This is a genomic window from Labilibaculum manganireducens (assembly GCF_963665805.2).
In the GTDB taxonomy this organism is placed as follows: Bacteria; Bacteroidota; Bacteroidia; order Bacteroidales; family Marinifilaceae; genus Labilibaculum; species Labilibaculum manganireducens.
This window is the reverse complement of the sequence record NZ_CAXXEE010000003.1, coordinates 1,628,274-1,640,023: the sequence shown is the minus strand read 5'-3', so window position 1 is coordinate 1,640,023 and position 11,750 is coordinate 1,628,274. Positions and strand designations below refer to the sequence as shown.

General features: G+C 35.1%; 10 protein-coding genes. 5 read left to right on the top strand and 5 right to left on the bottom strand.

The features are described from left to right. Nucleotides 1–248 precede the first annotated feature (248 nt). From ACHZAX_RS06200 to ACHZAX_RS06185, 4 genes are read left to right on the top strand one after another with little or no spacing between them, the layout of a single operon-like run. Complete coding sequence (locus ACHZAX_RS06200; RefSeq protein WP_101310374.1) at nucleotides 249–704, top strand: Hpt domain-containing protein; 456 nt, start codon at nucleotides 249–251, stop codon at nucleotides 702–704. A gap of 24 nt (nucleotides 705–728) precedes the next feature. Beyond that, nucleotides 729–1,079, top strand: coding sequence for an STAS domain-containing protein (locus tag ACHZAX_RS06195; RefSeq protein WP_101310375.1), 351 nt, complete (start codon nucleotides 729–731; stop codon nucleotides 1,077–1,079). Between the two features lie 9 nt (nucleotides 1,080–1,088). Then, nucleotides 1,089–2,651 (top strand): response regulator, encoded by a 1,563-nt coding sequence (locus ACHZAX_RS06190; RefSeq protein ID WP_101310376.1) that lies wholly within the window; start codon nucleotides 1,089–1,091, stop codon nucleotides 2,649–2,651. Between the two features lie 57 nt (nucleotides 2,652–2,708). After that, a complete protein-coding gene (locus tag ACHZAX_RS06185; RefSeq protein WP_101310377.1) occupies nucleotides 2,709–3,026 on the top strand; it encodes a PQ-loop repeat-containing protein in 318 nt (105 codons plus the stop codon). Nucleotides 3,027–3,074: 48 nt separating this feature from the next. On the opposite strand, the gene ACHZAX_RS06180 is transcribed toward ACHZAX_RS06185, so the two are convergent. The 5 genes from ACHZAX_RS06180 to citD all read right to left on the bottom strand — a co-directional run bounded on the left by ACHZAX_RS06180 (nucleotide 3,075) and on the right by citD (nucleotide 8,580). Further along, nucleotides 3,075–4,148 (bottom strand): [citrate (pro-3S)-lyase] ligase, encoded by a 1,074-nt coding sequence (locus ACHZAX_RS06180; RefSeq protein ID WP_320018434.1) that lies wholly within the window; start codon nucleotides 4,146–4,148, stop codon nucleotides 3,075–3,077. A gap of 179 nt (nucleotides 4,149–4,327) precedes the next feature. Further along, a complete protein-coding gene (locus ACHZAX_RS06175) occupies nucleotides 4,328–5,719 on the bottom strand; it encodes a triphosphoribosyl-dephospho-CoA synthase (protein ID WP_320018433.1) in 1,392 nt (463 codons plus the stop codon). 87 nt (nucleotides 5,720–5,806) lie between these two features. Continuing rightward, the gene (gene citF / locus ACHZAX_RS06170; protein WP_320018432.1) at nucleotides 5,807–7,366 is read right to left on the bottom strand and encodes a citrate lyase subunit alpha; all 1,560 of its coding nucleotides are present in this window, start codon (nucleotides 7,364–7,366) and stop codon (nucleotides 5,807–5,809) included. Nucleotides 7,367–7,396: 30 nt separating this feature from the next. Then, nucleotides 7,397–8,269: an HpcH/HpaI aldolase/citrate lyase family protein gene (locus tag ACHZAX_RS06165; protein WP_197092754.1), complete on the bottom strand. Its 873-nt coding sequence runs from the start codon at nucleotides 8,267–8,269 to the stop codon at nucleotides 7,397–7,399. Nucleotides 8,270–8,292: 23 nt separating this feature from the next. Continuing rightward, nucleotides 8,293–8,580 (bottom strand): citrate lyase acyl carrier protein, encoded by a 288-nt coding sequence (citD, locus tag ACHZAX_RS06160; protein ID WP_101310382.1) that lies wholly within the window; start codon nucleotides 8,578–8,580, stop codon nucleotides 8,293–8,295. Between the two features lie 877 nt (nucleotides 8,581–9,457). Here citD and ACHZAX_RS06155 point away from each other — a divergent pair. Beyond that, complete coding sequence (locus ACHZAX_RS06155; RefSeq protein WP_320018431.1) at nucleotides 9,458–11,731, top strand: GH92 family glycosyl hydrolase; 2,274 nt, start codon at nucleotides 9,458–9,460, stop codon at nucleotides 11,729–11,731. Nucleotides 11,732–11,750 lie beyond the last annotated feature (19 nt).

The following is an 11,750-nucleotide window of genomic DNA, read 5'->3' as shown; positions in this document are numbered from 1 at the left end:
AATTATTAATCGGGCAAACAATAGCAAATCTAAAAAATTACGATCAATAAACAATCAGTAAAATCAAGCATACTAAGCTCTAATTGAATAGCTGGAGCAATAGGTAAATTAAAAATAAATTAGTATTATTGCATATGCGATAATGAAGATTTTGCTCAAAATTCAGCGCATTATTTCTATCGAAATAAAAGTTGAATTTATAAAAAAAATCAAACAAATGTTAAATCGAACAAGCTCATATCAACAGAATGACTCAAGGTGAAATGATCACAGATCTCTCCTATTTAAAGGAGATGTCTGGAAATGACAAAAACATCATCAGTGAAATGATTGATATTTTTCTGGAACAAATCCCTGAATTTGAAGAAGAAATATCAAGAAGTTTTGAAGCTCGGAACTGGCAGGATTTAGGCGCTATTGCCCACAAGGCAAAATCATCCGTACGAACAATGGGAATGGAAAATTCTGGTGATTGTCTAGAACAATTAGAGCATTTTTCAAAAGGAAATTTAAAGTTTGAATTGCAGCTGAAGAGAGAAAACAGGATTGAATTTAGTCCTCAAGATGAAAAAAACTGGACTAACGTAAAAAACGAAACTATGAATGACATTGATTTAGTAAATATTCCTGTATTAGTAGAGGAATTTTTATCACAATGTCCTTTAGCCATAAAAGAATTAAAAGAAACCTTAGGACAACTTTAATCACTGTAACCATATTTTACTGCTATGAATATTGAAACCAAACAGGTAAACTCTATAACAATAATGAAATTGGGAGAAACCAATCGTTTGTATGCCTTAAATGCAAATATTGCGAAGGAAAAAATGAATGAACTTTTGTCTCAACCTAAATCAAAATTAATTGTTGATTTTGAAGAAATCAGCTTTATTGACAGTTCTGGTTTTGGTGCACTTTTATCGGCTCTTAAAACATCAAAAGAACATAAAAGTTTTATAAAACTTTGCAATATCAACAGAGATGTGATGGAGCTGATAGAATTAATGCAGTTGGATTCTATTTTTGATATTTTACAAGACCAAACCGCATGTGTTAACAGCTTTTCATCAGTTGAATAAAATACTGATATGGCAAAAGTCTCGCCAAATATACTGGTTGTTGATGATGACGTAGTTATCCTAAAATTCATTGAGTTTACTCTAAAAGGATTAGGTTACCAAACAACACTTGCAAAAAACGGAAAAGAGGCTATTGATCAGGCCAAAAGTCAACATTTCGATCTTATCATCTCAGATTTATACATGCCATTAATGGATGGCAATGAACTGGTAAGAAGACTAAGACAGACACCTGAATACCAGCACACTCCTTTTATTTTTCTTTCTGGAAACAACGAGGAAGACACATGGATTAAAAATCTGAATGACGGTGCGGATGATTTTATCACCAAACCAATCAAACAAAAGATCTTTATCTCAAAGATCAAATCCCATTTAAAGAAAGCCTATTTAAGAAAAGATATTCTTGATAGTGCGAGAAAAGATGACATCAGTTTTGAAAAAGGAAACCTGATATATTGTGCAAATAGAATTAAACCCTTTCCTCTTCCAAGAAAACATCTCAAAACAAATATTACCGCTGTTTATTCCGATTCTGATTTTTTCATGGCTCTGCAGGACACCAATACCTGGGGCATTATTATTGACGATAAAGCAAATTGGGCGATCTCAATCTTAGATAAAATAACGGAAATTGTTTCGAATCATATTCCAATAAACATTCTTGTTACTGATGCTGACGACATGGACAAACTGGAAAGTCTAATGCAATCCAAAATAAGTGGTTTTCTATTCAAGAATCTGAATCCGAAGCTAATTATCCATCAAATAAACTCCAATGTTCAGCGCGAACATGATTTAAAAAGCAAATACTTAAGCGCGCTTAATTCGGCAGCAAAAAGATCTCCAATTCGTTTCGAAAATGAATTTCAGGATACCATACGAGACTACAACATTCAAATTCTTCATCAGCCCTACAATAAATTACCCGGAGGTGATTATTATGAAATTATTGATGTAGACCAGAATAGAAAAATATTGATTTTGGGTGATGTAATGGGAAAAAAATGGGATGCCTGGTTCTTTGTACCAGCCTATATTGCCTACATACGAAGTACCATTAATTTTTTCGTTAATCGACAAGAACTCGATTTTGTTGAATCACCGGGCAAATTTCTGGATATTATAAATGAATATCTTTTTAAAGACATTCAGTTAACTGAAGTATTCACAACTCTGAGTATCATATCGCTTTGTACTTCGTCGAATAAGATTAGTATTGCATCAGCGGGAGCTCTTCGACCTTTTCTTTATGATGGAATAGATAAAACCATATCGCAATTAAATATTGTTGGAACCTTATTGGGTGTTGTAAAGGGAATCAAATATAGAAGCTTAGTTCACGAGTTTAATAAGGGAGACAAACTATTCTTTTATACCGATGGGTACACCGAAGCTGTTAATGACAGAACCGGTGAGATGATTGGTGATGAAGCTATATTCTACATTCTTGATAATAACAAAGAAAAAGAAATTATTGAACCCAAAGATGTGGAATTGGAATTAACCAAAATCTACAATGTCTCTAAATTTGATGATGACCGCACTTTGTTGTTAATCCAAAGAAATTAGCCGGATTTCTTATTTTTCTCCTTTGTTTTGTTCATTTTTGCATGAAAATACGACGACATGCAAGCAAATGAAATTATTGGATGGATGGGAAGCATTCTTTTCGCAATTTGTGCTCTGCCACAAGTAATCCACACGTTTAAAACAAAAAAAACAGATGACCTAAGCGAGTTGTTTTTATGGCTGTGGTTTTGGGGTGAAGTTTTTACCTTATGCTATATTTTTATAGATGATATAGCCCGCAACAACTACCATATACCTCTGTATTTCAATTACTTATTCAATCTACTATTGCTTTTTTATTTGATATTCGCAAAATACACCTACAATTCAAAACCAACCACACTTTCTAATATCCGAAAACGAATAGGTTTATAATATTGTAAAGTTAAAAAAAGCCGGATGATGCTCATCCGGCTTTTCTGTTTAATGTCTGGTAACTGTATTTTTTATCTTCTCTCTAATTTCAGCAGATTCCTCCGACAACAAATAATTCTTCGTTGAATCCGGTAAAAAATCGAGGATTTCATTCAGTCTGTCTTCACGGATCGCAATTCTTACTTTTGATGCAGAAATATAATTATCTGAGCTCCCTTGTGTAATTCTTGGTATTTCAAGAATTTCAACGCCATTGGACGGTAAATATTTAATCATGGCTTCGTTGTAGGCTGCAGTTACCGGCGAATACATTTCAGTTCCAACGTATCTTCTATTAATATTTAAAATTGGAACAATATAATTCAAAAAAGTGACTACATCCAATTCGGCTTGTTTAGCCGCAATGTCACATTCTTTCTCATCTTTCAAAAAATAACAAGGAAAAATAGTTCCTGAAACTACATAATCTCCCCCCTTCACCATTACCAGATTTTTAATGTGCCCCAATTCTTCCTGAATCAATCGCCATCGAACATCAAAAGTAAATGACGAACGATCCTCTTCAACTATAAATAGGTACAACACTCTATTCTCCGCACAAGCTTTTTCGATCAGATATTTATGCCCTTTAGTAAAAGGATTGCAATTTACAACTATGGCTGCGATGCCACCAAAAGTTACATCCTTTTTTATTGACCGCAAATAGTCCTGATATGTTTTGATATTCTCATATCCAAATTCCAAAACAGAGAACAATGGCTCTGCAGTTGCAATTTCGGTAAATCCCAATCCTTTAAAAACCTCTAAATTACGAGGCTTCGTGTAAACAAAAATGTGTTTGTGCTCATTAATAACCAATTCAATTAAATGTGTTACAATTTGCGCAAAAGCAGCTCCTTCTCTAAATTTAGGAGAAACTGCAACATATTTAAGTACTCTTCCTTTATACGACCCGGTTCCTATTACCTCCTGATTCAAATTATAAAGAATCATGGTGTAATCAACGTCTGTAGAATCGAACTCAAAACCCAATGGCTCCAGAAATTCTGAGACCAGCTTTATATCAAAGGGATTGTTTAGATCTAAAGACTCTTCCCTATAATCTGTATTCTCAACTCCCATCCTTATTCGTTGTTTAGTATTGTTTTGTGTAAATATTTTCTTTTTATTTCCGCACTCAATAATATGCATTTCACAGAAAATACCCCTCTAATTTTATATGTTATGAAAGGTGCTCAGCATCTATGAAAGCATGACAAATGTTGTTTTATTATTCATTTTCAATTTGTATTGAGTACTTTTTAATTGTACTTTTTATTCACCATATATGTAAAGAATGCAACCGCAAGCAAATCAGCAGAACCACCTGGAGATATCCGATTTTCATTACAATAATCCAATAAATCCTGATACTTTGAATTAAAATATTGAGTTCCAAAAAGAATAAAAGCCTGTTGTGAAATATCCTGTAATTCATTAAGAACTTTTTCTCCTTTACGATATAAAATATTGCTGTCGTTATTGTGAGCAATTAAAACTAAAAGTGTTTGTTTTAATCCTTCATGAATAATTTCATCTTTTACTGTATCCATTTTATCGAAATGAGAACTCAAAACAGGAATTGCATGATTGAAAACACAAGGTAATCCTGATTGAATTTCGCCTCTAATTCCTTTCCCCATATCTCCAAACTTCTCAAAACACTCTTCTCCATGTGTTTTTTTGCTGCTATAAAGTTTCTTCCCCAACTCATTCTCAACTAAGTTACCGTTTAATTCCTTTATTTGATTAACAAATGAATCATACGAAAAATTCCGGTTTTTTATTTGATTGGCACTTACAAACAGTGAAAATCCCAACAAAAATATGGCCCCCTTATGAGTATTCACCCCACAAGTTTCACGGTACATATCCTCTTCCATTTGCAACCCAATTTGTCTCAATTTTGGCAGAGCATCTTTTATATTTGCAGACGAATAAGAATAACCATACTCAGCTATTTCTTTAAAATAGACAGACAAGACAGCACTCGAATTTAAAAATGTTGAAAAGTCCATATCCGAATGAGATCCGTTCGAAAAACGATCGACCAAACCCGGTTTTGGAGACAGAGATACTTCATGAAGAAGTGCTTTTAAAGCAAATGCAGACAAATCTTTACAAACCCTGATTTTCCTTCTTTCCTGTAAAAAACGGGATATGTCTTTCTCGATAACAGCTCTCATTTCTCCATATTCATGAGTTTGCCTTCTCATACAAAACACAGCAGGGTGCTCATCACAGAAATAACACTTCTTGGCTTTTCCCGATGAAACCGGATTTCCTTTTTCATCAGTAATATCAACGTCCAAGAGTCTACCTAACGAATGCTCCTTTTCATAAAGCTCTGCAATCTCTTTTATTGTTGCTGCTGAAATTTCAATGCCTGAAACAGGGACTAAATAAAAATCTCCTGCTGCATCAGGACGAATAATTTCTCTTTTTTCCTCAATAATAATCCGATGAGAAAGTAAAAATCGTTTCAGATCAGACAAACATTCTGAGAAAAACAATTTGATCTGATCATTCGATTTTGGAACACCGGGAATATTAAGAGTCAGACTTAGTGAAATATCTCCTAACTCAGCAAATTTCTGTCTCTCTTTTGACCGGATTTCTTTAGCCTCCAAAATTTCTCTTACGACTTTCTCCATTTTGTCTACTTCCTGTTTACAAATACACCCTAAATGCTTAAAACAAGTAGGGTGTATCATATTTCATTTGTATAAATCGGCCTCAGCTTATGAGAGATTCTTTACATTATAAATTACATCAATAATAGTCCCGTCGCGATATTCAACCAAGCCTACAATCTGATCTCCCAATTGCTTTTCGGCAGGTACACCAGTCATTTTCTCCACTTCCTCTTTCAAGTCACGAATATCAACCACCTGCACCCCGGCTTCTTTAAGTTTCGCTGCCAAATTTGGTTTCGCTGGATTAACACATACACCTCTCTCGGTTACAATTACATCAACACTTTCTCCAGGAGTAACAACAGTGTGAACGCGATCTTTTACAATGGGTAACCGACCGCGAAATGCCGGACAAACAACAACTGTTAAGTTCGCTCCGGATGCGGTATCGGAGTGACCTCCGGATGCGCCTCTTATTTCTCCTGAAGAACCCGTAATTACATTTACATTGAAATCAACATCCACTTCGAGTGCACCCAAAACAACCACATCCAACTTATTAGTCATAGATCCGCAGTTATTGGGATTCGCATATTGATCACACGAAATTTCGATATGATTTGGATTATTCAATACCGAAGTACTCACTGCGGCATCGAAAGACTGCACATCAAAAATAGAATGAAACAACCCTTCATTCAACATATCAACACCATAGGAAGTTACCCCTCCAATCATGAAGCTGCCAATTATATTTTTCCGCTTCATATCTTCGCGAAGAAATTTGGCCACCGCCAAAGAAGCTCCACCTGCACCTACCTGAAACGACATTCCATTTTTGAACAAACCAGAATGTTCAATTACTGTTGCAGCAATTCGGGCAATACGTAAATCCATTGGTGAATTGGTAATACGGGTAGTTCCCGACGCAATTTTTGTTGCATCACCGATACTATCCACTTTTACCACATAATCGATAAAATGTTGACGTACAGTACAAGGCACACAAGGATATTCAACCAAATTATCAGTAACAATAATTACATTACGAGAATACCGGGCATCAATATCTGCGTATCCCATAGATCCAAAAGCTGATGGGCCATGAGCACCTGTTGCATTTCCTTCTTCATCAGCTGCAGATGCTGCTAAAACCGATAAATCAGGCTTAATTCTTCCTGTTAAAAAATCACGTACACGACCACCGTGAGAGTGAATAATTGCCGGATATTTTAATTTCCCAACTGATATTGCATCGCCTAATGCACCTCTGATACCTGATGTGAAGATTCTGGTAATCATTCCTTTTTCAACATAAGGAACCAAACCATCATGAGCTGATGTAAGTGATGAGGACGCCAAGGTGATATCCTTAATGCCCATCTCATCAAGTATTTTAATGGTCTGCATCAACACTCCATCTCCACCTCTTAAATGATGATGACAAGTAACAGTCATTCCATCAAAAGGTTTACATCTTTTGATAGCCTCTTCCAGATTTTTACAAAGTTTGGAAACATGAGGTTTTTTAGCCTTAAGCGTTCGTGAAATATTTGTTGATGGAACTTCGTCTTCAATAATACTTTTCCAAACTCCCTGGAAAGGTTCAAGTTTCCCAAGGCCTTCTATATATTCAGGAATTTCAACTCCTATTGCATTTTTCATTTGTCTACGTTTTAAATCCAAGCTTAAAAACTAACCAGCATTCTTTTCAATTTCTTTCAAATCTATTTTGGCATATTCCAAAACTGTAATTGCTCTTTGAACAACAGGAGCATCTACCATTTTTCCATCAATTGCAAAAACTCCAATACCAGCTTTTTTGTTTTTAATAAACTCAGAATAAACACGATATGCCTTACGCACCTCATTTTCAGTCGGGTTAAACACATCATGAACAACATCAACCTGACGTGGATTTATAAGAGCCTTACCTGCAAAACCTATTTTTTTAATATATTCTGTTTCTTCCCGCAAACCTTCATCGTCGTTCACATCAGCAAAAATAGTATCTAAAACGTCTAAATCATTGGCTTTTCCAGCCATCACGATTCTCTTACGTGCGTAATCAATACCAACTCCATCCGGAGTTTTTATAATACCCATATCTGCAGTTAAATCCTGCCCTCCAATAGTAATAGCATCTATTCTTGGATCGGCAGCCGCGATATCATAAACATTCGCAACCCCTTTGGCTGTTTCTATCATCACATGAATAGTCATGGTTGGATTCTTAATTCCATGTTCCTTTTCGATGCGCCGCACTTCTTTCATGAACTCCTTAACATCGGCTACTGTTTCTGTTTTCGGGAAACGGATATTATCTGGCTGTAACGGCACTATTTCCTCCAAATCCGTTAATCCAAACGGAGTATGAAAATTATTTACACGCACACATACTTCGGTGTCGTAAAAATTAACCGTTTTAAGCATATTACGAACCAAAATTCTTGCTGCATCTTTTTGGTTTAATGCTACAGCATCTTCCAGATCAAGAAGAACAGCATCACAACCATAAACTCCTGCTTGTTGAATCATTGCCGGATTATTACCGGGAATGTACAACATCGACCTTCTTTTTTTCTTTACCATTACATTGTCCCCTCCTGGATACCTAAAGATCGTTTAACTGCTGTTTCAACTCGTGCTTCGATTGTCTGCGTCAGTGCTCCTTTGTCCTTGGCAATAAGATGCAAATCTTTAACCTGAAGCCGATCAAGTACCTGATTTATAGTTTTTTTAATATCTTCTTCGAACTGAAGTATTACTGTTGAAGAAATATCAACTTTGCGACCAGAATCTTTTTCAAGAGGCTCAATCAGAATCATAATATCGCTTGATTCAAAAGTTCCGGCTTGCGCTTTAAACTTGGGTGTCATTGTTAATAAATATTTGTTAATTAAGTCTTATATGATATGTATAATTTGCTTCTGCAAATTTTAAGGTCTTTCGATACAATTCAAAGCACTTTGAAGTATTTTTAACCCAATCTTTACGTGTTATAAAACACCCATTGGAAACGATTGCAGATCAGTCTGTTATTAACCCATAAAAATTTCACAAGTATTTATGGATCTTCTCATTTGCTTTAATAAAGCCTAATTATTACTAATTAAAACTTTTTCGTTGAACATCTCCATACTTTAATCACAATAAAAGACTTTTTTCTTCAAAATGCTTAAGCTAACGATAAAGGTAAATTGAAAAAAAAAGATAAAAAAAGATCCTGCTTATTTAGAATAAACAGGATCTAATTGTTAGTGATTAGTTAGTGGTTAGTAAAGTCTCACCAAATAATTGATGAGTAAAAAAAGTGTGATTCAATGTGATTACAAATGGTATTTTTTGTTTTTTTCACAAAGGATTCACAATATAAGTGTAAATAATTGGTTTACGCAAACGTTTCCATGATTTTTTCACTTGTAAGCCCATAATTTTCATAAAATCTGAATAAAAATGAACTTAAAGAGCACAGATAGTCCAAAAAAGCACTCATAAATCTTGAAGTAATTTAGTAATGGGTAAACTAATTCAACCGAAATGCACTTTCCTCTTATCATGATAAATACAAAAAAGATCCTATCTAAAAAAATATCAATTACAAAAACAAACAACACAACTCCCTTACAAACTGCCAACTAAACCCAAAAGAAAACATTGATTAATAATTTAATTTACGGAGTTAATCCACAATTAAATTAAAATTAATTGACGCAACATAGTTTTGCTTCAATATATTAATCAGAATACCTTTTAATGAAGAAGCTCACTTTACTATTCTCTCTACTTTTTTCTTTGACTCTATTTGCACAAAAGAAAATTGTCGACTATGTGAATCCAAATATCGGAGGCATTGGTCATATGCTCGAACCAACAATTCCATTGGTGCATCTTCCCAACAGCATGATGCGTATTTCAAAAGAGCCAAAAGGTTATCAAAGCGAGAAAATTACACACTTTCCCTTCACTATTGTTTCTCACAGGAAAGGTACAATCGGCAAATTCATGATTTCTCAGAATCCGACCTCGCAAAAACCTGAAAATTGGGAGTCTGCCTATGACCATGACCAGGAAACAGTCAGTCCGTATTACTATTCCGTTTTATTGGAAGATTTTGATATCAAAATGGAATTAACTGCAAGTCAACATGTTTCACTTTCACGTTTTAGCTTCACAAACAATGCTCCTGCAAATTTATACTTGCAATGCAGAGATAATGGGAAATTTAACATTTCTCCTAAAGAAAATACAATTACAGGTTTTGATATGATTACAGCGGTTGACGGCATTGATCTTGAGCATCCTGTAAAAGTTTATTTTGCAGTCCGGTTTGATCAAAACATGTCTGATTACGGCACTTTCGACACAAACAAATTAGACTCTAACAGCAAAACTATTTCGGGAAATAAAATTGGAGCGTTTTTTCGATTTGATGATACTTCAAATCCATTACAACTTAAAATAGCTGTTTCTTATATTTCGGCAGAAGAGGCTAAAAAACATTTGAAAAGCGAAATGCCTGATTGGGATTTTGATCAATACAAAGAATCTCACAAACGGATATGGAATGATGCACTGAGTAAAATACTGGTGAAAGGTGGAAGTGAAGATCAAAAAACAGTTTTCTACACGGCACTTTACCGTTGCTATGAGAGAATGGTGAATATTTCTGAAGACGGAAAATACTTTAGTAATTACGATCAAAAAATCCATAGTGATGATGGCGTTGATTTTTTCGTTGACGATTGGGTTTGGGATACATACCGGGCGACTCATCCATTGATGTGCTTAATTGATCCGGAGAATCAATCAAAAAAAATCAATTCCTACATTAAAATGTATGAACAAAGTGGCTGGATGCCATCCTTTCCCCTGTTTACGGGCGATCATACTTGCATGAATGGAAATCACGCCTCTTCGATTATAGCAGATGCTTATTTTAAAGGAATAAGAGGATTTAACATCGAGAAAGCCTTTGAGGGCTTAAAAAAGAATGAATTGGAAGCTACCATGTTACCATGGAAGAATGGTCCGGCAACAGAATTAGATACCTTTTATCATGAAAATGGCTTTTTCCCAGCTTTAAAGCCAGGAGAAAAAGAATGGGTGAAAGAAGTTCACCATTGGGAAAAAAGACAAGCAGTGGCCTTAACACTTGGGCATAGCTATGATGATTGGTGCATTGCACAATTGGCAAAGGATCTTAACAAGAAAGAAGACTACCAGCTTTTCTCAAAAAAAGCCAATAATTATAAAAACAATTTTGATTCTGAAATCGGTTTTATGGCTCCAAAATCATCTGATGGAAAATGGATTAGACCATTCGATCCAAAATTATCCGGTGGTTTAGGTGGAAGAGCCTATTTCGCAGAAAACAACTCCTGGACTTACACCTGGGATATTCAGCATGACATTGCCGGATTAATAAATTTGATGGGTGGAAATGAAAAATTTAACAACAAACTGGATCAACTATTTGTAGAACCATTCGGTATTCCGAAGTGGGATTATTGGGATATTTTTCCGGATGCAACGGGCTTAACCGGTCAATTTGTAATGGGAAATGAACCCAGTTTACACATTCCTTATTTGTATAATTATTCGGGAGCACCATGGAAAACACAAAAACGAATCCGTTCCCTTATGGAAGTGTGGTTCACCAACTCTCCTTTTGGAATTTGCGGCGATGAAGATGGCGGAGGTTTATCTGCATTTTACGTTTTTTCGGCCATGGGATTTTATCCGGTCACACCAGGTGTTCCGGAGTACAACATTGGTAGTCCGATATTTAACGAGATTACAATTGATTTAGGCAATGGTAATCAACTACAAATAATTGCGAACAATTGCTCTGCAAAAAACAAATACATTCAATCGGCAAGTTTGAATGGTAAGGAATTAAAAGGTCCCTACTTTGAGCATTCGGAAATTATTAACGGAGCCAAACTAATATTGGAGATGGGGCCAAGACCAAATAAAACATGGGGAAGCAATCCAAAATTTGTTCCCTATTCGGTGAGTAAAAATTAGTTAGTGATTTAGATTAGGT

Excerpts from the sequence above, each read along its gene's own strand:
- ACHZAX_RS06200 (WP_101310374.1), top strand. The coding sequence starts at position 249 with ATGACTCAAGGTGAAATGATCACAGATCTCTCCTATTTAAAGGAGATG.
- ACHZAX_RS06195 (WP_101310375.1), top strand. The coding sequence starts at position 729 with ATGAATATTGAAACCAAACAGGTAAACTCTATAACAATAATGAAATTG.
- ACHZAX_RS06190 (WP_101310376.1), top strand. The coding sequence starts at position 1,089 with ATGGCAAAAGTCTCGCCAAATATACTGGTTGTTGATGATGACGTAGTT.
- ACHZAX_RS06185 (WP_101310377.1), top strand. The coding sequence starts at position 2,709 with ATGCAAGCAAATGAAATTATTGGATGGATGGGAAGCATTCTTTTCGCA.
- ACHZAX_RS06180 (WP_320018434.1), bottom strand. The coding sequence starts at position 4,148 with ATGGGAGTTGAGAATACAGATTATAGGGAAGAGTCTTTAGATCTAAAC.
- ACHZAX_RS06175 (WP_320018433.1), bottom strand. The coding sequence starts at position 5,719 with ATGGAGAAAGTCGTAAGAGAAATTTTGGAGGCTAAAGAAATCCGGTCA.
- citF (WP_320018432.1), bottom strand. The coding sequence starts at position 7,366 with ATGAAAAATGCAATAGGAGTTGAAATTCCTGAATATATAGAAGGCCTT.
- ACHZAX_RS06165 (WP_197092754.1), bottom strand. The coding sequence starts at position 8,269 with ATGTTGTACATTCCCGGTAATAATCCGGCAATGATTCAACAAGCAGGA.
- citD (WP_101310382.1), bottom strand. The coding sequence starts at position 8,580 with ATGACACCCAAGTTTAAAGCGCAAGCCGGAACTTTTGAATCAAGCGAT.
- ACHZAX_RS06155 (WP_320018431.1), top strand. The coding sequence starts at position 9,458 with ATGAAGAAGCTCACTTTACTATTCTCTCTACTTTTTTCTTTGACTCTA.